The sequence below is a fragment of the Pseudomonas sp. MAG733B genome (genome assembly GCF_036884845.1).
GTDB lineage: Bacteria > Pseudomonadota > Gammaproteobacteria > Pseudomonadales > Pseudomonadaceae > Aquipseudomonas.
The window spans coordinates 1,315,072-1,335,279 of sequence record NZ_CP145732.1 but is presented as its reverse complement, the minus strand read 5'-3'; the positions used below and the strand labels follow the sequence as shown (position 1 = coordinate 1,335,279).

Annotated in this window: 18 protein-coding genes and 2 pseudogenes; 6 read left to right on the top strand and 14 right to left on the bottom strand. The window is 58.6% G+C overall.

What is annotated here, in order from left to right; genetic code table 11:
* Positions 1-9: 9 nt before the first annotated feature.
* From V6Z53_RS06020 to V6Z53_RS06010, 3 genes are all read right to left on the bottom strand, one after another.
* Positions 10-942, bottom strand: coding sequence for an NAD-dependent epimerase/dehydratase family protein (locus tag V6Z53_RS06020; protein WP_338584606.1), 933 nt, complete (start codon positions 940-942; stop codon positions 10-12).
* A 301-nt stretch (positions 943-1,243) separates the two neighbouring features.
* Entirely contained in the window at positions 1,244-2,443 is a 1,200-nt protein-coding gene (locus V6Z53_RS06015; RefSeq protein ID WP_338584605.1) for a type II toxin-antitoxin system HipA family toxin, read from the bottom strand.
* Positions 2,440-2,691 carry a helix-turn-helix domain-containing protein gene (locus tag V6Z53_RS06010; protein WP_338584604.1) on the bottom strand — a complete coding sequence of 84 codons (252 nt, stop codon included), beginning with the start codon at positions 2,689-2,691 and terminating at the stop codon, positions 2,440-2,442. Before V6Z53_RS06010 ends, V6Z53_RS06015 begins: the two co-directional genes overlap by 4 nt.
* Positions 2,692-2,796: 105 nt before the next feature.
* Between V6Z53_RS06010 and V6Z53_RS06005 the strand changes: the two are divergent.
* The 5 genes and pseudogenes from V6Z53_RS06005 to rimJ all read left to right on the top strand — a co-directional run.
* A pseudogene (locus tag V6Z53_RS06005) lies at positions 2,797-2,931 on the top strand (DUF2252 family protein); the annotation flags it as partial.
* Between the two features lie 99 nt (positions 2,932-3,030).
* Positions 3,031-3,552 carry a sigma-70 family RNA polymerase sigma factor gene (locus tag V6Z53_RS06000; RefSeq protein WP_338584603.1) on the top strand — a complete coding sequence of 174 codons (522 nt, stop codon included), beginning with the start codon at positions 3,031-3,033 and terminating at the stop codon, positions 3,550-3,552.
* On the top strand, positions 3,549-4,523 hold the full coding sequence (locus V6Z53_RS05995) for a FecR domain-containing protein (protein WP_338584602.1): 975 nt from the start codon (positions 3,549-3,551) through the stop codon (positions 4,521-4,523). The genes V6Z53_RS06000 and V6Z53_RS05995 overlap by 4 nt, the downstream gene beginning before the upstream one ends.
* Positions 4,524-4,697: 174 nt before the next feature.
* Positions 4,698-7,037 (top strand): TonB-dependent siderophore receptor, encoded by a 2,340-nt coding sequence (locus V6Z53_RS05990; RefSeq protein ID WP_338586455.1) that lies wholly within the window; start codon positions 4,698-4,700, stop codon positions 7,035-7,037.
* 200 nt (positions 7,038-7,237) lie between these two features.
* On the top strand, positions 7,238-7,825 hold the full coding sequence (gene rimJ, locus V6Z53_RS05985; protein ID WP_338584601.1) for a ribosomal protein S5-alanine N-acetyltransferase: 588 nt from the start codon (positions 7,238-7,240) through the stop codon (positions 7,823-7,825).
* Positions 7,826-7,928: 103 nt separating this feature from the next.
* On the opposite strand, the gene V6Z53_RS05980 is transcribed toward rimJ, so the two are convergent.
* Both V6Z53_RS05980 and V6Z53_RS05975 read right to left on the bottom strand, forming a co-directional pair.
* Positions 7,929-8,771 carry a phosphatase PAP2 family protein gene (locus V6Z53_RS05980; protein ID WP_338584600.1) on the bottom strand — a complete coding sequence of 281 codons (843 nt, stop codon included), beginning with the start codon at positions 8,769-8,771 and terminating at the stop codon, positions 7,929-7,931.
* Positions 8,768-9,439, bottom strand: a complete 672-nt coding sequence (locus tag V6Z53_RS05975; RefSeq protein ID WP_338584599.1) for a histidine phosphatase family protein — start codon at positions 9,437-9,439, stop codon at positions 8,768-8,770. Before V6Z53_RS05975 ends, V6Z53_RS05980 begins: the two co-directional genes overlap by 4 nt.
* Before the next feature lie 242 nt (positions 9,440-9,681).
* Between V6Z53_RS05975 and V6Z53_RS05970 the strand changes: the two genes are divergently transcribed.
* Positions 9,682-11,601 (top strand): methyl-accepting chemotaxis protein, encoded by a 1,920-nt coding sequence (locus V6Z53_RS05970; RefSeq protein WP_338584598.1) that lies wholly within the window; start codon positions 9,682-9,684, stop codon positions 11,599-11,601.
* 233 nt (positions 11,602-11,834) lie between these two features.
* On the opposite strand, the gene V6Z53_RS05965 is transcribed toward V6Z53_RS05970, so the two are convergent.
* The 9 genes and pseudogenes from V6Z53_RS05965 to V6Z53_RS05925 all read right to left on the bottom strand — a co-directional run bounded on the left by V6Z53_RS05965 (position 11,835) and on the right by V6Z53_RS05925 (position 20,130).
* Positions 11,835-12,857 (bottom strand): RHS repeat-associated core domain-containing protein, encoded by a 1,023-nt coding sequence (locus tag V6Z53_RS05965; protein WP_338584597.1) that lies wholly within the window; start codon positions 12,855-12,857, stop codon positions 11,835-11,837.
* Positions 12,858-13,115: 258 nt separating this feature from the next.
* Positions 13,116-13,407 (bottom strand): annotated as a pseudogene (locus V6Z53_RS05960) (sodium-independent anion transporter); the annotation flags it as partial.
* An 8-nt stretch (positions 13,408-13,415) separates the two neighbouring features.
* Entirely contained in the window at positions 13,416-13,721 is a 306-nt protein-coding gene (locus V6Z53_RS05955; protein WP_338586454.1) for an XRE family transcriptional regulator, read from the bottom strand.
* Positions 13,714-14,079 (bottom strand): type II toxin-antitoxin system RelE/ParE family toxin, encoded by a 366-nt coding sequence (locus tag V6Z53_RS05950; protein WP_338584596.1) that lies wholly within the window; start codon positions 14,077-14,079, stop codon positions 13,714-13,716. The genes V6Z53_RS05955 and V6Z53_RS05950 overlap by 8 nt, the downstream gene beginning before the upstream one ends.
* A 246-nt stretch (positions 14,080-14,325) precedes the next feature.
* A complete protein-coding gene (locus tag V6Z53_RS05945) occupies positions 14,326-14,694 on the bottom strand; it encodes a glyoxalase superfamily protein (RefSeq protein WP_338584595.1) in 369 nt (122 codons plus the stop codon).
* Between the two features lie 119 nt (positions 14,695-14,813).
* Complete coding sequence (locus tag V6Z53_RS05940; RefSeq protein WP_338584594.1) at positions 14,814-16,271, bottom strand: D-aminoacylase; 1,458 nt, start codon at positions 16,269-16,271, stop codon at positions 14,814-14,816.
* A 1-nt stretch (position 16,272) separates the two neighbouring features.
* Positions 16,273-17,133 carry a MurR/RpiR family transcriptional regulator gene (locus V6Z53_RS05935; protein ID WP_338584593.1) on the bottom strand — a complete coding sequence of 287 codons (861 nt, stop codon included), beginning with the start codon at positions 17,131-17,133 and terminating at the stop codon, positions 16,273-16,275.
* A 15-nt stretch (positions 17,134-17,148) separates the two neighbouring features.
* Positions 17,149-18,498 (bottom strand): gluconate:H+ symporter, encoded by a 1,350-nt coding sequence (locus V6Z53_RS05930; RefSeq protein WP_150769255.1) that lies wholly within the window; start codon positions 18,496-18,498, stop codon positions 17,149-17,151.
* A 186-nt stretch (positions 18,499-18,684) separates the two neighbouring features.
* On the bottom strand, positions 18,685-20,130 hold the full coding sequence (locus tag V6Z53_RS05925; protein WP_338584592.1) for a SulP family inorganic anion transporter: 1,446 nt from the start codon (positions 20,128-20,130) through the stop codon (positions 18,685-18,687).
* Between the last annotated feature and the right edge of the window lie 78 nt (positions 20,131-20,208).

Sequence of the window (20,208 nt, the reverse complement as noted above, 5' to 3'; positions counted from 1 at the left end):
CCGACCGAGTTACAAACTGCGGATGAGTTGCGCTAGACCTTTGCCGACGGATGTCGGCTCCGGGAGTTTGAAGCGCTCGAGCAGACGGGCATTGTTGGCGCGCGAATGGCGAATGTCGCCCTGCCGTGGCGCCTGATGATTGACCGTCAGAGGATTGCCGGTGGCCGTCCCCAGCTCAGCGATCAGATCGTTGAGGCTGGTGGAGCGGCTGAGGCCGATGTTCACCGCACCCGCGCGCGGCGCGTTCGCCTCCACGGCCTGGAGCAGAATGCTTACCAGGTCCTGGACATAGACGAAGTCGCGAGTCTGCTCGCCGTCGCCGAAAATCGACACAGGCTGCTGTTTCAGCGCTCGCTCGGTAAAAATGCTGATTACACCGGAGTACGGCGAAGACGGATCCTGGCGTGGGCCAAAGATGTTGAAGAAGCGCAGGATCACCGGTTCCAGACCGTGCTCACGGCGATAGAAATCCAGGTAATGCTCACTGGACAACTTGTCACTGGCATACGGCGTGAGCGGCGACTTGGGGGTGTCTTCGTCGATGGCCGAGCCTTCGCCGTTGTTGCCGTAGATGGCAGCGCTGGAGGCGAACACGACGCGCTTGATGTCAGCCTTCAACATGTTTTCACAGACGTTGAGGGTGCCGACGAAGTTGCTTTGATGAGTACCGACCGGATCATCCACCGAGGCTTGCACAGAGGCAACTGCCGCCAAATGAACGACCGCACTGCAATCGCGCATGGCTTGAGCCACGGCGGCGCTGTCGGCGACATCGCCGATCACCAGGTTCAGGTTGGCATTGTCCATCGGCAAATTACTGACTTTACCGGTGGACAGGTTATCCAGCACGCGAACCTTGTAACCCTTGGCCAGCAACGCTTCCACAAGATGCGACCCGATAAATCCAGCCCCGCCGGTGACCAGTACTCGCTCAACGAACATGAAATTTCTTCCTGAAGATTCAAGCGGATACTAGTGTTTGAAGTCCGCTAACGGTGTGGGCTTTCTCATCATATTGCGGCTGCGAAGCGTGGGAAACTACCCAGTCACGACCGACGTTTTTATGGCGCTAGGCCATCAAAACCGGGCCGATAATGGGAGATCCCGCTGACACTGTCAATAGGTTGTCTATTTTGCCGCCGTACGGCAATTGGCCTGCATAACTCGTCATTTTATTGACGACATTAATCGGATCCATTCTTGGCAAAAACATGCGCCAAGCCCGGCTGATCACCCGCCGAAATCAGCCAAACGTCAGAGCAAAAGGCGCCGCTGCCTGTTCAATGGCGCCAACGACATGAGGTGCCTGCTCTCGATACTCGGGATAGCTCGCAATCACCATTTCAACTGCGGCAAGCAGTTTCTGAATGCGCTCCCTTGGCTTTTCGATCTCGCAGTTTTGTGCAAACTCCAGCAATCCTTGTCGCGAAGCAAACATTGACTTGTTACCTGCCAGATCCAGCGCCAACACATCTTCCGGGATATAGGCGGTGGTGTTGACGATGTCGTAAGCAGGTGCAAGGCGCGCATCGCGCTGCGTGGGTTCCGAATAGAGCAAACCGAAGTTCTTCAAGTGCGCATCGCCATTTCCGACGATGCAGCTCAAGGCGACGCTATCGAACAGCTGATCAAGGGAGGATCGCAGATGCTGCGCGGGGCAGAACAAACGGATGGCCTTGGCGATTGCAGCGTAGCTTTTGCTGTATTTCTGATCCGCTGATAGCCCCATGAGAGCGGCCATGTCCTCAAAACCAATCGGGTTGAGTTGGTCGTCGCGATCGAAGCGACGCATGACAAACAGCTTTGCATTGTCAGACAGATAAAACTCCGGGACAGGCAGACCTCCCTCCTTGGCAATGGACATGCAAAGGAATTCATTGATCGCAAGCCCGGGGAACTCGTCACGGCCACTTTTGATGATCAAGTCCGCTGTTTTCGAAGTCACGCGGGACAGTTCCGCTTCCCGCTGCTCCGGCACCAATACTTTGGGTTGAACACCTGAAATACCGGCTCGCAGGATGTAGCGATCGAGAAGTCCGGCAAAGATATCTTCGGTACCGTCCCACGTCAGAATCTCTTCAAGCTTTTCCCCCGGAAACTGCTGCTCCCCCAACAAAGCGTCGACTGCCTCGGAACGCACCCGAACGCGGCCAATGGGCGAGCTGCTTCCGGAAAGTGCCAGCAACAGCATCGGATCGACATTTACGGTTTTAGCCAGGCGATTACGAAGCTGCTCCAGCACATAGCCTTCCGGCAGGTTCATCTGAAAAATGGGGTGCAGATCCCGTCGTCGAAACTCGTCAGGCCGCACAGGCATCGACAAGCTGATTGCCATTTCTGGCAATGCTTCTTCGTGATAGCGAAAAATGAAATCGTCAGCGCTGGTGAGGACTCGGCCGCTGAGGCCCTCAGGTGTACTGACAGCAAGAGAAGTCATTTTCATTCGAACAGATCCCCTAGCTCTTCAAGGGTCGGCATCGCCGCAGGAATGACCGCGAGTTCACAATCCAGAGCGCCCAGGACGCGCGCGTAAGCAACCATGGCTACCGACAGAGTGCCCTTCTCTACCGCAATGACTTTCTGTCGAGTCAGCCCGGCGAGTTCGGCCAGCCGAGCTTGTGTAAGGCCCCGATTCACACGCTTATCACGTATCTGCTTGCCAAGCCGGGAAACCAGCAGGGAATAGTCCATGTCCTGTTACCGTTACATTCACCGACCAATGTATCGTATACATAACATAATAATGCTATGAAACAGAGAGCTTTCGGAGTTTGCGTCTAACGCCGCCTCAACACCTACGTGCGGCAGTTGCGCGACATGAAAGTGTCGGACGAACTGGAAACCTTCGATGGCGATACTTTCGCAGCCTACGGACGGCTTTGTGGGCGAGCCCTGGCCCGCGCCCATGCCAAGTCCTCTGGCTACGCAGCTCAGATCATTCCCCGCACACTCCTGTTGCAGCCATGCCCAGCCGATCTATATGATAAGTATTATCATTTGTAATATTTACTCATTCGGCGCCTTCCCACCATGCTCCCATCTTCCCAAATCAGCTTCTGCGACGTGGCCGTGCTTTACCGCCAACAGCACGGCTGGCTGCAGAACTGGCTAAGGCGCCGGCTGAACTGTTCGCAAAGCGCGGCGGACCTGGCCCAGGACACCTTCATGCGTTTGCTTGCCAAGGAACAGGTCCCGGAGCTGCACGCCCCGCGCACCTTCCTGGCGAAAGTGGCGCAGAGCGTTTTATCCAATCACTACCGTCGGCAAAAACTGGAACGCGCCTACCTTGAGGCGCTTGCAGCGATGCCTGAGCAGGTGGCGCCGAGCCTGGAAACCCAGGCAATTCTGCTGGAAACCCTGATCGCCCTCGATGCCGCGCTGGAAGGTCTGGAGCGCCCGGTGCGCGAAGCGTTTCTCTGGTCGCAGATCGACGGTTTGAGCCACGGGGAAATCGCCGAACGACTCAACGTCTCCATCACCACGGTCAAGCGCTACATCGTCAAGGCCGGGGCAATGTGCATCCTGCTCGATGAAAGCCTGGATGCACTGTGAACGGCAACGACCTGCAAACAATCTCCGGCGACATGGCCGAACAGGCCATGCATTGGCATCTGGAACTTCAGGAACGCGACGTCAGCGAAGCGACGCTGGCGGCCTGGATGAGCTGGCGTCAGGCGCATCCTTTGCACGAACGCGCCTGGCAACGGGCCGAAGCTTTCGCCCAGCGCATGAGTGATATTCGTACTCCAGGCCAACGCTCCCTGGCGCAGGCGACGCTGCGGCCAACGCTGTCGCGGCGTGCGGCCATCAAGCAACTCAGTGTGCTGCTGGCGGCCGGTGCGGGTGCCTGGAGCCTGAAAGACACCGCGCTCCTGCAAGACATGACCGCCGACTACCACAGCAGGATCGGCGAACAGCGGCGTACCGTGCTCGCCGATAACACACAGGTTCAACTCAACACCGACAGCGCCATCAACGTCGTGTTCGAACGTGAAAGTCGACGCATCAAACTGTTGCGTGGCGAGATACTGATCACCCGCGACTCCATCGCCGATGGCCGCCTGCTGTCGATCGAAACCGCCGACGGTCGCCTTGAGGCTGCGCTGGCGCGCTTCAGCGTCAGGCAGCGTGCAGGGTTCACTCAGGTGAGCGTTTATCAGGGCACGCTGGCGATCAGCCCCTCGCTGCAACGCCATCAACCGCTTGCGCTGAAGGCTGGCGAGCAAGTCAGCTTCAATGATCAGGGCCTGTTGCTCCGGCAAACCGTCGCGTTGACCGCCCCGGCCTGGACTCAAGGCATGCTGGTTGCCCAAGGCCAGCGTCTGGCAGATTTCCTCGAGGACTTGAGCCGCTACCGGCGCGGGCATCTGGCTTGCGACCCGGCGATCGCCGATGTTCGCGTTTCCGGAACGTTCCCCCTGGGCAATACCGAGCGAATCATCCTCGCCGTCGCCGACACCCTGCAACTCGACGTCCAGCAATTCACCCGTTACTGGGTCACGTTGAAGCCCCGAATGGCCTGACGCTCAAATTATTTTGCGCTTGGGTGGTCCGTTTTCGATTCTCGCGAGACTTAAACCCCAGACACTCAATTCAATGGGGAACAACTCGTGGACTTCACCTCTCGCAAACGCCAGGGCTGGCATTTTTCTCTCAAGCAAAACCTGGCTGGCGCAGTGGTTCAAGGCATCGCCTGCATGGCCGCAACCGCCCCAGTGCTGATGTTGCCGAACTGGGCGACGGCCGCCGAGCAAACGCAGCAGGATTTCGACATTCCCGCCGGGCCGCTGGCACCTGCATTGGCCCGCTTCGGCGAGACCGCACACATCTTGCTGTCCTATTCCACGTCATTGACTGAAGGGCGAACCACGTCGGGGCTCAAGGGGCGTTACGCAACGGATCACGGCCTGGCGATTCTGCTCGCCGGCACAGGTCTTGAGAGCAGTCAGAGTGACAATGGCAACTACTCGCTGCACGCCAGTGTCGGCGATGCATTGCAGTTGGGCGCGGTGTCGATTTCCGGCAAGGCGCCGGGTTCGATCACCGAAGGCACCGGGCTCTACACCACCTATTCGTCCAGTAGCTCGACGCGCCTGAACCTCACCCCGCGGGAAACCCCGCAATCGCTGACCGTCATGACTCGCCAGCGTCTGGACGACCAACGCCTGACCAACCTCACCGATGCCATGGAAGCCACGCCCGGCATCACGGTCGTGCGCGATGGCCTGGGGTCCGAGACAGACGCCTACTGGTCGCGCGGCTTCGCGATCCAGAACTATGAAATCGATGGTGTTCCCACCAACACCCGCCTGGATAACTATGCGCAAAGCATGGCGATGTACGACCGCATCGAAGTGGTACGCGGCGCAACCGGCCTGATCAGTGGCATGGGCAACCCGAGCGCGACCATCAACCTGATCCGCAAACGGCCAACCGCCGAAGCCCAGGCCAGCGTCACTGGCGAGGCCGGCAACTGGGATCGCTACGGCACCGGTTTCGACGTGTCCGGGCCGCTGACCGAAACGGGCAACGTGCGTGGGCGATTCGTCGCTGACTATAAAACCGAGAAGGCCTGGATCGATCGCTACAACCTGCAATCGCAACTGATCTACGGCATCACCGAATTCGACCTGACCGAAGACACGTTGCTGACCATGGGCTTCAGTTATCAGCGCACCGATGTCGACTCGCCGCTGCGCTCCGGCCTGCCCACTCGCTTCAGTACCGGCGAACGCACCAACCTCAAGCGCTCGATCAACGCAGCACCGAACTGGTCGTACAACGATCACGAGCAGACCAGTTTCTTCACCTCCATCGAGCAGCAATTGGGCAATGGCTGGAGCGGCAAGATCGAACTCACCCACGCTGAAAACAAGTTCGACGAGTTGTTCAACTTCGCCATGGGCGATCTCAACAAGGATGGCAGCGGACTTTCGCAGTTGCCGGTGCGCTTCTCCGGCACGCCGCGCCAGGACAACCTCGACCTGTACGTCACCGGCCCGTTCGGCCTGTTCGGCCGCGAACATGAACTGATCACCGGCATGACCTTGTCCAAGTACAAGGAGAACGTACCGGGCTGGGGTGGCTGGCGTTACGACTATGCCGGGTCGCCGGCGGGCGCCATCGACAACCTGTACAACTGGGACGGCAACTCTGCCAAACTGGCCTTCACCGAAAGCGGCAAATCCTCGATCGACGAAGACCAGTATGCCGCTTACCTGACCTCACGCTTCAGCGTCACCGACGACCTGAGCCTGATCCTCGGCAGCCGCGTGATCAACTGGAAGCGCGACACCTCCGATCGCCCTTACGGCGGTGAAGAAACCGAGGTCAATCGTGAAGAAAACGGTGTGTTCATTCCCTATGCCGGCATGGTCTATGACCTCACTGACACCTGGTCGGTGTACGCCAGCTACACCAAAATCTTCAACCCGCAAGCCTCGTGGGTCACCGACGAAGACAACAAACCCCTCGACCCGATGGAAGGCAAAGGCTACGAGATCGGCATCAAGGGCACGCACCTGGATGGCAAGCTCAACTCCAGCCTGGCGTTGTTCAAACTGGAGCAGGACAACCTGGCGATCTGGCAACACGACAACGTCTACAGCGCCGAACAGGACACCACCTCCAAAGGCATCGAGATGGAGCTGAACGGCGAACTGGCCGAAGGCTGGCAGGCGTCTGCCGGGTATGCCTACTCGGTGACCACCGATGCCGACGACCAGCGCATCAGCACCAACCTGCCGCGCAACAGCGTGAAGACTTTCACCACCTATCGCCTGCACGGCCCTCTGGACAAGGTCACCCTCGGCGGCGGCGTGAACTGGCAGAGCAAAGTGGGCGCCGACCTGCACACCTTCAGCCAGGGCAGCTACGCCGTCGCCAACCTGTTGGCGCGCTACGACATCAGCCACAACCTCAGTGCGTCGGTGAACCTGAACAACGTGTTCGACCGCGAGTACTACAGCCAGTCCGGTCTGTACGGTGTCTACGGTGCCCCGCGCAATGTGATGACGAGTTTCAAGTACAACTTCTGACACAACGTCGATGGGTGCACGCAGGGCTCCAGGCCTGCGCCACCCATCAGCAGGCAGATGAACTTTTCTTCACCCCGCCGCCGCGCGCCAACCTGTACATTTGCCTCGCTCATTCAAGAAACTACGGTTTGCCCGCCCTCCCGCGGGCTTTTTTTTGCCTGTAGATTGCTCGTCATCCGCAATGTCCACCGGAGCGCCCGATGACGATCCTCTCCCTGCCCTGCAAACGCGTGACGCTGGCCGTCCTCAGCCCGAGCCAAGCTGCGTTGGAAAGCGACTTTTATTTGCGAAACCAGACACACCTCGCGCCGTGGTCGCCGATCCGTTCCGACGACTATTACAGCGCGGAAAAAATCCGCTCGCGCCTCGCGCAACAGGCCATGGCGTTTGATGAAGGTTATGCGGTGCACTTCGCTGTGCTGGATCGCGATAGCGGACAAATGATCGGCGCGTGCAACTTCAGCGGCATCATTCGCGGGGCTTTCCAGTCCTGTTATCTGGGCTATCACATCGATCATGCCCATCAAGGCCAAGGCCTGATGCATGAAGCGGTGAACGCAGGTATCCGCTACATGTTCGAAACGATGAACCTGCACCGGATCATGGCCAATTACATCCCCGGCAACGAGCGCAGCGCTCGGTTGCTGGAGCGACTGGGGTTTGAACGCGAAGGCTATGCCAAGGCCTATTTGAACATTGACGGACACTGGCAGGATCATGTGCTGACAGCGTTGGTCAGCACTGTCTGGGAGGATCCGGACCGGCAATGGTCGCGGCGTTTAGGATGATGCGTCCGGGCAATAGAAAAAATATCGACTGCCCCACCGCTATCGCGAGCAAGCTCGCTCCCACAGGGCCAGAGTGAATCTCAGATCTGGTGTACACCTCACTTCACTGTGGGAGCGAGCTTGCTCGCGATGACGGCCTGACAGTCGACAGAGATCTCGCCTGACTCACCGGCAACTCCAACCGCGCCCGCCCATAAAACGCCAGCGCCGTCAGCAAACACGCCAGCCAGACGAAGATCCCGGCCCAGAACGTGTGGGACATGTAGTGCCAACCCTGCAACACCCGCGTCGTGCCATAGACGAAGCCCAGCGCCAGCGAGCCGTACATGACTGCCTTGGAATACCGCCAGCGATAACGCCGCGCCACGAAATACAACGCGAGCATGGTGAAGCCACCCGAAGCATGCCCGCCCGGCCAGCAACGACCGTCACCGGCGACCTTCAGCAAATCGAAGTTTTCGTACCATTCCTTGTGTTCAATCTTGCCGCCGTACTGAGTCGTTTCAATCGGGCAATACACGCTGGTGTGGCCCTTGAGGTAGTGAATCACGCCGGTGCTGATGGAGAACGCGAACACCACGTAGAGAAAATCCCTTCGATGTTTGCTGGCAAACCGCAGCACCGGTGCGACTTTGATTTTTTCCAGAAACGCGATGATCTTCGGATGCTTTTCCGCCTTCAGGCGTGGCCAGAGAAACGACAGCAAGGCGCCGATGATTGCGATCTCGCCGGTCCAGTTGGGGATGATCCGCGCCCACTTGTGAGTGATTTTTTCGAACAGGTGCACATGGTCCAGCGGGAACGTCTGCGTCACCGGGTCATAAAAAAGATTGTTGAAGGCGATGTCGATTTTGGTCAGGTCGAACATCAGGAACACCACGGCTGCACAGGCCAGTGGAATACCGAAGTTGATCCAGTAAAAACGATAACGAGTGAATGAATTCATTGGGTGGTCACCGAGCGCCAGTCCGAGGCTTCGATGAAGCCGAGCATGCGGGGTTTGTTCAGCGTTTCGGCAGAAACAAACAACGAAGCGCCGTAACCCAGGGTCGAGCCGGGCAACTTGAGGTCTTTCTCGAGTTGCGCCATGCATTCGCTGTGGGTCACCAGGATCAGATTGCGCCCGGCGATTTTGTGCGCCAGAGCGTCGCGCAACATGGTGCCTTTGCAGTTGATCAGCCAGTCGTCACCGCTACCGACCTTGTTGAACATGTAGCCGGCGGTCTGTGCCGTACGCATCATCGGGCTGTTGTAGATATCGGTCTTGTCCAGGCCCAGTTGCTCGAACTGCGCACCCACAGCTACCGCGACACTGCGTGAACGATCGGTGATGCCATCGTTGCCTCTCAGGCAAGCGGCGCGTGAGTGATCGCAGCGCTCGACATGGCGCACCAGCACGATCATGTCGCCCTTGGCCCACCCCGCCAGCAGGGCGCGTGCACCCGCGACGTTGCCGTGGGCCAGGTCCGGCACCGCTGCGGGCCGCAGAAGAAATACCGTCAGGGGAATCACCAACAGCGCCGAGGCCAGCACCACTGCCGCATTGCGAAAACGGGCAAAACGGCTCACATCGATCGAGCGGTTTATTCCGAACAGACTCAGTCTCAATTCCACATCAAGCCGCCTCGCCGGCATGCACCACTTCATTTGATGCCGCGAGGGTAAAGAGGCAGGCGTCGCTAGCCAGTGAAACCCATGTGAAAAAAACCTTGTTACAGAATCCGTCCGACAAAATCCTTTCAGCTCTCACGATTGCTGCCGATACAGTCCGTTCTACACCGCATGCTGGCCCCTAAAAACAACAATCTTCCAGCCAACCGACGATCGAGAAGCACCACGTTCCTGGAGGAATTTTGATGAATAGCTGGTTCGGCAATATCAGCGTAAACCTGAAACTGGGCCTGGGGTTTGGCCTGGTCCTGGCACTGACCTGCGTCCTGGCCCTGACCGGCTGGACCAGCCTCGGCAGCTTGATTGACCGCAGCAACTGGATGAGCGACATCACCCAGCTCAACGCCGGCCTGACCAAGCTGCGCGTGGTCCGCCTGCAATACATGCTGACCAACGGCGACGAAACCACCGCACAAAATGTGCAGACCACCCTCGAAGCCTTTTCCGCTCAGCAACAAGCGTTGCTGGTGAAATTCAAGAGCCCGGAAAACCTCAAGTTGCTCAAGGAGCAAGGCACCGTCATCGATGCCTACAAGACGTCCCTGAACAAAATGCGCGGTGCCTACCGCGCCGGCAACAGCGCACGCGACGTCATGACCGCCAACGCCGAAACGGCCAACACGCTGATCAATGACATCAACACCCGCGTACAGCAAATGCCGCTGAGCGACCAACGCTTCGAACAGTTCCAGGCCATCACCGCCGCCAAGGAAGCGTTCCTGTTGGCTCGCTACGAAGTGCGCGGCTACACCGCCACCACCAACGCCGAGACCGAGCAAAAAGCTGTCGCTCAACTCGACTCCGCGATCGCCAGTGTGAAATCCCTCAATGCACACTTCGCCGACGTGCAGCCAGACGCGCTGCGTCAACTGGAAACCGCGCTGGGCAACTATCGCAGTGCGTTGCAGGCCTACAAGACCGCGAACAGCGATGTGGTGCAGTCACGCAAAGAAATGACCGACCAGGGCGCGGCCATCGTCAGTCTGAGCGAGCAGCTGTATCAGATCCAGCTCGACCGCCGTGACACCGAAAGCGACAAGGCCCGCACCTTGCAACTGGTCAGCACGTTGCTGGCGCTGCTGGTGGGCATCATTGCCGCCGTGCTCATCACCCGACAAATCACCGGCCCGTTGCGCGACACCCTGGCCGTGGTCGAGCGTATCGCCAGCGGCGACCTGTCCCAGGAGGTCAAGGTCACACGCCGCGATGAACTCGGCGTGTTGCAGCAAGGCATTGCGCGCATGGGCGTGACCCTGCGCGACTTGATCAGCGGCATCCGCGACGGCGTCACCCAGATCGCCAGCGCCGCCGAAGAATTGTCGGCCGTCACCGAGCAAACCAGCGCCGGGGTCAACAATCAAAAGGTGGAAACCGATCAGGTCGCCACTGCCATGCACGAGATGACCGCCACTGTGCAGGAAGTCGCGCGCAATGCCGAACAGGCCTCGCAAGCCGCCGCTGCGGCGGACGGTGAAGCCCGAGAAGGTGACAAGGTGGTTGGCGAAGCCATCGCGCAGATCGAGCGCCTGGCCAACGAAGTGGCGCGCTCCACCGAAGCCATGGGCGTGCTGCAACAGGAAAGCGACAAGATCGGCAGCGTCATGGACGTGATCAAGGCCGTGGCCGAACAGACCAACCTGCTGGCGCTCAACGCGGCGATTGAAGCGGCGCGCGCCGGTGAAGCCGGGCGTGGTTTTGCCGTGGTCGCCGACGAAGTCCGCGGTCTGGCCCAGCGCACGCAAAAATCCACCGAAGAAATCGAAGGCCTGGTGGCCGGTCTGCAAAACGGCACCCAGCAAGTGGCCACGGTGATGAACAACAGCCGCGCCCTCACCGACAGCAGCGTGGCGCTGACCCGCAAGGCCGGCGCCTCACTGGAAAGCATCACCCGCACGGTGTCCAACATCCAGTCGATGAACCAGCAGATCGCCGCTGCCGCCGAACAGCAAAGCGCCGTTGCCGAGGAAATCAGCCGTAGCATCATCAACGTGCGCGACGTGTCGGAACAGACCGCTGCGGCCAGCGACGAGACAGCGGCGTCCAGTGTCGAACTGGCGCGGTTGGGGAATCAGTTGCAACAGATGGTGAGTCACTTCCGCGTTTGATGCTCGGTCAGCGCTGACTGAAAGATCCATTCGCAAGCAGGCTCGCTCCCACAAGTTCAGTGAGTACCTTGTGTGCGAGCCTGCTCGCGATGGCGATCTACAGGGCAATGAAAAAAATCTGACAGGTAGATTTGCATTAATTTACTGGACGGTCTCTGAGCAGGTAGGCATAGCTTGGAGATATGCAATCGCCTTGGCCCATCATCAAATTTGCTGGAGGCATTGAAGGCGCCTCACTGCGGCTCCTGTTTTCTTATTATTTGCTGTAGTTCTGAAGGTAGATAGTTAAGCGCCGCGTTAGTTTGAAGTCTTTTAAGGTGCAGATCGCTTTTTTTGAAATTTTTAGTGAATGCCTTAAGGGTTGCGACGCTTCGAAGCTTTGCCGCTAATGCAGGGTTCTCAATGGCTCCCGCCAACAGATGAATTTGGTTGTGCGAAAGACCAGACCGTGCAGCGTAAAAGAGCGTTCTCGGCACAAGCCTTATATAATTTTCTACTTCATTAACTCGCAAATTTTCAGGTCCGAACTGGATACTTGACTTTGGAGAAGGAGTAAATAATTTTTCTCCGGCAGCGGGCATTGGATATTGGGCTTTAGTAAAGTCAACTTGTGCCCTTGCCAATGATTCACTCTTAAAGGTTGGCTCACTAAGTGAGGACGTTGCTCGTCTACTTACCATTGCTAGCTGCGGGATATTCTTTCTTACCAGAAGCCAGCGGGCGCTGATTCGCCCGTTATTGTCTTCTCGATTAATCGGATCACCTATACAGTAGACATACGCATTCAATCCACCACGTCCAAACGGGCTCCAACTGTCCGGACTATTAAACCGCATTAATACCGGATTAAACGCCCGATAGCCATTACCTAACAAATAGTGCCCAGTTAACGGTTCTGACCGCTCGCCGTTGAAGCCGAGCATGCTAAGTAATCCATCCTCCGGTAGGCGGTAGCCGTAGGGCGTGTAAGTGAGAGTATTAAGTCCGCTCGACCGGAGTGCATTCAGTACCGAGTGCTGTTGATCTGTGGCTAACAAGGAGTGGTCCAAGTTGTTACTCTGCCGCCATTGCACTGCCACCAATTGATCTTCGCTCTGCATGATAGAGCGTTGCACCAAACCTTGAATTTCCGTAGTCACACGACCTTTCAGGCAGTGAAACTCTGATTTCGTCTGCCCGGAAGGAGTGTGGCCAATCACTCGGTCCAGTGGATCGTAGTGGTAATAACAAATTAAATTCTTATGGTTCGCCAGCATGTCCTGTGCCTCCGATAGGAGTTCATCGACTCACAGTCACAGTCTCGAGTATCAGACCAATATTGACCACTATCAGAACTGATAGGGTTGAGAAAATTTACGGTTTCACCTGCTTCATGCGCCTCCGGAAAATCTGCTCATAGTCAAACTAACCAGAGCAGCTTTGACAACTTGAGATTTCAATCAGTTGTGATGCAACCGCGCGCTTGAGCGGTTTCCTGAGGCGTAAGGACAGGTCCGGCACCCACAGGCCTAGGTGTAGCGCTCGCGCAAGATGTTCAGCGCGGCGACGGACGAGTAGTCGACGAGACTCAGGTGACGACAATCCAGCGTCACTTATGCCGGGTCGTTGGCCGGGTCGAACGGGTTGAGAAACAGGGCAATGATGATGCCGCAAAGCACACCGGTGGCCGTTGGTGAATACCGTGATCGCCGTCACGGCGGTGATTACCAGCACGTCGTTCAGCGGTACCTTGTTTTCGCACTCGCAAGAGGCCCAGGCGAAGCTCTGTTGCGACATCACGAACATCATCCCGACCAGCGCTACCAACCTACTACTCAGCGAGAGAAGTTCTCGATCTTTACCTGACCTTCAGGAAAGGTCGCGATAATTTCCAGTTCGCCTCCCATGGCGCGGATGTAGCTGCGCAATGTGCTGATGTACATGTCTGTCCGTCGTTCCATTTTGGAGATCGCCGCTTGATTGACGTGCAGCGTTTTTGCCAGATTTTCCTGGCTTAATGCTTGCGCCTGACGCAACTCGTGCAACGGCATTTCTGCTCGCAGCTTTTTCAGCAAGACATCGACACGTGCTTGAGATTCGAGAGAGCGTCGTGCCACCAGATCAGCAAATTTTTTAGCCATTGTCATAGCCCTCGTCCTGCAATGTTTCCAAGTGCTCGTCGTATAGTCGTTCGGCCAGAGGCACATGCTCCTGATACCAACGATCCTGTCCAGTTTTGTCACCACCGATCAACAGGATCGCGCATCGCCGAGGATCAAAGGCATACAACACACGGTAAGGTTTGCCAGCATGTTGCACCCGTAGCTCTCGGAGGTTGCCATGCCGCGACCCTTTGATATCGCTGGTGTATGGAAAGCCCAAGTGTGGCCCTTCATCGCCCAGCATCATGACTGTCGCCTGCACTGAGTCCTGCTCAGCATCTTTGAGCCGGTCCCACCAAGCCTCAAATTCATCCGTGTATTCAACGTCCCATTTCATACGAATATGCCACCTGCGGAATATAACCTCAAGGGAATAACTGTATGAGTTTCCAAGGGCGTTCCACCACCCGGATCCTCCATGGAATTGTTAATGGCGGTGTCTGGGGATAATCGAGTGTGGGAAGGAGTGGCGGAATTAATGAGGGTGTTGCGGGGAATTAACTGGCCCTGAGCGAGGCCGATATGAACGTGAACTGATCATTCCCATGCTCCCGCGCGGGAATGATCAATAGCTATCTAAAGCTCAAACACTAATCGCATTGGTAAATACCAACCGATTACCAAACGGATCGCTAATGGTCATGTCCTGGCTGCCCCAAGGCATCGCCTGGATTTCTGGCCGGGTGAATGAGTATTCCTTGGCCAGCAGTTGCTGCTGGAAAGTTTCCAGTTCGTCGGTCTCGATGCGCAGGGCCGAGCCGGGTGTTGCGTCGCCGTGGTGTTCGGACAGGTGCAACACGCATTCGCCGCGGGAGACTTGCAGGTACAGCGGGAAGTTGGCTTCAAAGCGGTGCTGCCAGTCGATCTTGAATCCGAGGAAGCCGACGTAGAATTCAACTGCCTTGATTTCATCGAAGATCCGCAGGATCGGGGTGGTTTTGCCGAAGCTCATCGAGTTGCTCCCAGACAGAAATAGCCCACAGTGTAGCCGGGCTGTACGTCAGCAATTCGGCTTGTTGATGGCTTTCTTTAATCTCAATGTGCCACTACTGTGATGCACTGCGCGATTCGTCAATTAAAGCCATCCCGCAAATCCCCTTCCCGTGCCAGAAACCGCCCTTCCCGGCGTCCGTTCGCCTGACCGTCCTGATAACTCAGCACGCCGTTGACCCACACGCCATCGATGCCTTCGGCCGCCCGTTGCGGATCGTTGAAGTCCGCCACATCGCGAACGGTCGCCGGGTCGAACAACACCAGATCCGCCCAATGGCCTTCACGAATCTCGCCGCGCTCCTTCAAGCCGAATCGTGCCGCCGACAGCCCGGTCATTTTGTGCACGGCGGTGTGCAGCGGGAACAGTCCTACGTCGCGGCTGAAATGTCCGAGTACCCGAGGGAATGCGCCCCACAAGCGAGGATGGGGAAACGGGTCTTCCGGCAAGCCATCGGAGCCGACCATCGACAGCGGATGGGCGAGGATTCTGCGCACATCGGCCTCGTCCATTCCGTAGTAAACCGCACCCGCCGGTTGCAATTGGCGAGCGGCATCGAGCAGCGACAGATTCCATTCGGCAGCGATGTCGATCAAGTCGCGCCCGCCCATTTCCGGGTGCGGTGTCGACCAGGTAATGGTGATGCGATGGGCATCGGTGACCTGCTTGAGGTCCAGCGTCGAAGAACTCGCCGCATAGGGATAGCAATCGCAGCCCACCGGATGGGTTTTCGCGGCCTGCTCAAGGGACGCCAACAGTTGCGGACTGCGCCCCCAGTTACCGGCGCCGGCACATTTGAGATGGGAAATGATCACCGGGGATTTCGCGTGGCGGCCGATCTGGAATGCCTCGTCCATGGCCTCGAGCACCGGTTCGAATTCGCTGCGCAAATGAGTGGTGTAGACCGCGCCGAACGCCGTCAGCTCTTCGGTCAATTGCATGACTTCGTCAGTGGACGCCGAGTAAGCGCTGGCGTAGGCCAGCCCCGTGGAGAAGCCCAACGCGCCAGCCTCAAGACTCTCGCGCAATTGCTCGCGCATCGCCGCGATTTCTTCAGCTGTGGCGGTGCGAAACAGATCGTCAAGGTGATTGCTGCGCAACGCGGTGTGCCCGACCAGCGCAGCGACGTTCAGCGTGGTGTTCGCCGCTTCGACCGCCGCGCGATAGTCGCGGAATGTCGGATAAACAAACGCGGCAGCGCTGCCGAGCAGGTTCATCGGGTCCGGCGGATCGCCGCGCAAACTCACCGGCGACGCACTGATCCCGCAGTTTCCGACGATCACCGTGGTCACACCCTGGCTGAGCTTGGGCAGCATCTGCGGCTGGCGGATCACTACCGTGTCGTCGTGGGTGTGCACGTCGATGAAACCCGGCGCCAACACCTTGCCTGCCGCGTCGATTTCTTCGCTGGCGTGTGCGTCGTGCAGGTCGCCGATGCGTTCAATGCGCCCGTTGAGAATCGCCACATCGGCGGAGTAACCGGGGCTGTTGCTGCCGTCGATGATCAGGGCGTTGCGGATCAGCGTGTCGTACATCATGTCAGTCTCCCAGCGGCAGGTGATCGTCGCCGCCGCGGTAATCGTCCAGGGCGAGTTTGATCCGCCGCAGACGTTCTTGATTGTCCTGAGGATTGGCCAGTGCCAGCTCGGTGGCAAGCACATCGATGGCCAGCAGCATGCCGTAGCGTGCCGCCGTAGGTTTGTAGATGAATGAGGTTTCGGCGCTTTGCAGCGGCAGCACGATGTCGGCCAGTTGCGCGAGCGGCGAGTCGCTTCGGGTGATCGCCAGAATCCGTGCGCCGTAGTTGCGCGCCAGCTCCACCGTTTCCACCAGCTCCGGGGTGATCCCGGTCAGCGAGCAGACGATCACAACGTGCTCGGCACTGAGGCTGGCGGCGGTGACGCGCATCATTACCGAATCGTGGCACACCGCGATCGGGTAGCCGAGGCGCACCAGCCGCACTTGCAGTTCGTCGCTGCACAAGGTCGAGCAACCGCCCATGCCGAAGGCGTGAATCATCTGCGCCTTGCCCAGCAGTTTCACGGCATCGGCGAAGCGTGACTCGTCGAACGCCGACAGATGCTGGCGCAAGGTCGATTCGATATCGCCAACAATCTGCCCGTAAAACGCCGATTGCTCAGGCGTGCCCGCCGGATCGAGAAAGCGGCTGCCGACGCCGCTGGCCTGGGCCAGTTGCAGGCGCAGGTCGCGCAGATCCTTGCAGCCGACCGTGCGGGCAAAGCGCGACAGTGTCGCGGTACTCACCTCCGCCCGCACCGCCAGCTCATCGAGACTGGCGGATGCGGCAAATCCTACGTCGTCGAGCATCAGGCGAGCGATGCGTCCTTCACCGGCACTGAAGGAATCCTGACGGGCGCGGATCTGGTAGAGGATGTCCATGGCAGGCGACTCCGGTTAAATCAGGTAAGAAAGGCCGACGGTCAACGCGAACGCGACGACGGAAATAATGGTTTCCAGCACCGTCCAGGTCTTGAAGGTCTGGGTGACCGTCATGTTGAAGTATTCCTTGATCAACCAGAAGCCGCCGTCGTTGACGTGGGAAAAAATCACCGAGCCGGCGCCTGTCGCCAGTACCAACAACTCCGGATGCGGATAGCCCAAACCAATCGCCACCGGCGCAACCACGCCGGACGCAGTGGTCATGGCCACGGTGGCGGAACCGGTAGCGATGCGCATCAGCGCGGCGAACAGCCAGCCCATCAACAGTGGCGACAAATGGAATTCGTGCGCCAGGCCGACGATCTGATCGGTGACGCCGGCGTCCACCAGAATCCGGTTCAGACCGCCACCGGCGCCCACCAGCAGTGTAATGCTCGCGGTCGGTGCCAGGCATTCGTTGGTGAACTTGAGGATCGATTCACGGTTGAAGCCCTGCGCCAGACCGAGGGTCCAGAAGCTCAGCAAGGTCGCCAGCAGCAGCGCAATCACCGAGTTGCCGATGAACAGCAGGAACTGGTTGAAACCGGTGCCCGGCGTGGAAATCAGGTTAGCCCAGCCGCCGATCAGCATCAGCACTACGGGCAACAGAATGGTCGCCATGGTGATGCCGAAACCCGGCAGGCTGTCGCGCGGTTCACGTTCGAGGAACTGCCGTTCCAGCGGGTTTTCCGCCGGCAACTGGATGCGCGGCACGATGAACTTGGCGTACAGCGGGCCGGCAATGATGGCGGTCGGAATGCCAACCGCAATCGCGTAGAGCAAGGTCTGCCCCACCGACGCCTGATACACCTGCACCGCGAGCATCGCCGCCGGGTGCGGTGGCACCAGCGCATGCACCACCGAAAGCCCCGCGACCATCGGCAAACCGACCATCAGGATCGACACGCCAACTCGCCGCGCCACGGTAAACGCGATCGGCACCAGCAACACGAAACCGACCTCGAAGAACAGCGGCAAGCCCACCAGGAACGCGATGCAGACCATCGCCCAGTGCGCGTTTTTCTCGCCGAAACGATCGATCAGGGTCCGCGCCACCTGCTCGGCGCCGCCAGACTCGGCCATCATCTTGCCGAGCATCGTGCCTAATGCCACCACCAGCGCGATATGCCCCAGGGTCTTGCCGACTCCGGCTTCATAAGCGCCGACCACACCCGACGGCGGCATCCCCGCCACCAGCGCCAGGCCAATGGAAATCAGGGTGATGACAATGAACGGGTTGAGCCGGTAACGGGCGATCAGAACGATCAGTGCAATGATGGCGATAGCGGCATACACCAGCAGCCAATAGCCGAAGGACAGGGTCATGCGGTACTCCTCGAGAGGGTCACGTCGAAATATTTGTGAAACTCTTAAAACATTTCGAGGCTCGATTATCAAACGAGGTGAAAGTAATTTTCGTACAGAGGTAAGGCGTGTCGTTAATGGATATGTCGTGTCGCGAATAATGAAAATCAGGGCGGCGAATTTTCATCGCCGCCAACCTGTTTCCCGTCAGTCGTGATGCACGCGCGCACGCTTGAGCAGCTTCTTGCAACGCTCGGACAGGCCCAGCACCCGCAGGTGCTTGCCGGCCTTGGTGTAGCGCTCGCGCAGGGTGTCCAGCGCGGCGATGGCGGAGTAATCGACGAAGCTCAGGTGGCGACAATCCAGCGTCACTTGCGTCGGGTCGTTGGTGGGATCGAATTGATTGAGAAACGGCGTGGTCGAGGCGAAGAACAAGGTGCCATGCACCCGGTACAGCTTGCTGCCGTCGTTTTCCAGATGGCTGTCGGCGTACAGCTGACGCGCCTGCTGCCAGGCAAAGTTCAGCGCCGCAATGATGATGCCGCAGAGCACGGCGGTAGCCAGGTCGGTAAACACGGTAATCACCGTCACGGCGATGATCACCAGCGCGTCGTTCAGCGGCACTTTATTGATCACGCGCAACGAGGCCCAGGCGAAGGTCTGCTGCGACACCACGAACATCACCCCCACCAGCGCCGCCAACGGAATGCGCTCAATCAGCGGCGACAGGAACAGGATGAACAGCAGAATCGACACCCCGGCTACGACGCCGGACAAGCGCCCACGCCCACCGGAACTGAGGTTGATCACGGTCTGGCCGATCATCGCGCAACCGCCCATGCCGCCGAATACGCCGGAGACCATGTTCGCCGCTCCCAATGCCACACACTCGCGATCCGGATAGCCGCGGCTCTCGGTGATTTCGTCGGTGAGGTTCAGGGTCAGCAGGGTTTCCAGCAGGCCGACCAGCGCCATCAGGATTGCGTACGGCGCAATGATGCGCAGGGTTTCCAGACTCCACGGAATGTCCGGCAGCGCCAGCGTCGGCAAGCCACCGGCAATGTGCGCCATGTCGCCCAGAGTGCGGGTTGGCAAACCAAGGAGATAAACCGCCAGGCCCACACCGAGGATCGCCACCAGTGCCGGCGGTACCGTGCGGGTCAGTCGTGGCAGCACATACACGATGGCCATGGTCACGGCGACCAGTCCGATCATCATGTACAGCGGCGTGCCGCTGAGCCAGGTCTCGCCGCTCTTGAAATGCTCCAACTGCGCCAGCGCGATGATGATCGCCAGGCCGTTGACGAAGCCGAGCATCACCGGATGGGGCACCATGCGCACCAGTTTGCCGAGCCTAAAAAGCCCGAACGCCATCATGATCAACCCGCCCATCAACACCGTTGCGAGCAAGTACTGCACGCCGTGTTGCACCACCAGGGCGACGATAACCACGGCCATCGACCCGGCGGCACCGGAGACCATGCCCGGCCGACCGCCGAACAACGCGGTCAGGGTGCAAATGATGAACGCGCCATACAGCCCCATCAGCGGGTTGAGATGGGCCACCAGGGCGAAGGCGATGCATTCGGGCAGCAGGGCAAAAGAAGTGGTGAGTCCGGCCAGGACATCGGCGCGTAGACTGATTGGTTTCATGGGGGACCGCATACTGGGGGCGAAAAGAATTTGCGGATGTTACGGAATCGAGAGCGACCCGGCCAGTTGCAGGGACTT

Bases quoted from the DNA above. Each gene is read 5' to 3' on its own strand.
- V6Z53_RS06020 (WP_338584606.1), bottom strand. From the start codon at position 942: ATGTTCGTTGAGCGAGTACTGGTCACCGGCGGGGCTGGATTTATCGGG.
- V6Z53_RS06015 (WP_338584605.1), bottom strand. From the start codon at position 2,443: ATGAAAATGACTTCTCTTGCTGTCAGTACACCTGAGGGCCTCAGCGGC.
- V6Z53_RS06010 (WP_338584604.1), bottom strand. From the start codon at position 2,691: ATGGACTATTCCCTGCTGGTTTCCCGGCTTGGCAAGCAGATACGTGAT.
- V6Z53_RS06000 (WP_338584603.1), top strand. From the start codon at position 3,031: ATGCTCCCATCTTCCCAAATCAGCTTCTGCGACGTGGCCGTGCTTTAC.
- V6Z53_RS05990 (WP_338586455.1), top strand. From the start codon at position 4,698: ATGGCCGCAACCGCCCCAGTGCTGATGTTGCCGAACTGGGCGACGGCC.
- rimJ (WP_338584601.1), top strand. From the start codon at position 7,238: ATGACGATCCTCTCCCTGCCCTGCAAACGCGTGACGCTGGCCGTCCTC.
- V6Z53_RS05980 (WP_338584600.1), bottom strand. From the start codon at position 8,771: ATGAATTCATTCACTCGTTATCGTTTTTACTGGATCAACTTCGGTATT.
- V6Z53_RS05970 (WP_338584598.1), top strand. From the start codon at position 9,682: ATGAATAGCTGGTTCGGCAATATCAGCGTAAACCTGAAACTGGGCCTG.
- V6Z53_RS05965 (WP_338584597.1), bottom strand. From the start codon at position 12,857: ATGCTGGCGAACCATAAGAATTTAATTTGTTATTACCACTACGATCCA.
- V6Z53_RS05955 (WP_338586454.1), bottom strand. From the start codon at position 13,721: ATGGCTAAAAAATTTGCTGATCTGGTGGCACGACGCTCTCTCGAATCT.
- V6Z53_RS05950 (WP_338584596.1), bottom strand. From the start codon at position 14,079: ATGAAATGGGACGTTGAATACACGGATGAATTTGAGGCTTGGTGGGAC.
- V6Z53_RS05945 (WP_338584595.1), bottom strand. From the start codon at position 14,694: ATGAGCTTCGGCAAAACCACCCCGATCCTGCGGATCTTCGATGAAATC.
- V6Z53_RS05940 (WP_338584594.1), bottom strand. From the start codon at position 16,271: ATGATGTACGACACGCTGATCCGCAACGCCCTGATCATCGACGGCAGC.
- V6Z53_RS05935 (WP_338584593.1), bottom strand. From the start codon at position 17,133: ATGGACATCCTCTACCAGATCCGCGCCCGTCAGGATTCCTTCAGTGCC.
- V6Z53_RS05930 (WP_150769255.1), bottom strand. From the start codon at position 18,498: ATGACCCTGTCCTTCGGCTATTGGCTGCTGGTGTATGCCGCTATCGCC.
- V6Z53_RS05925 (WP_338584592.1), bottom strand. From the start codon at position 20,130: ATGAAACCAATCAGTCTACGCGCCGATGTCCTGGCCGGACTCACCACT.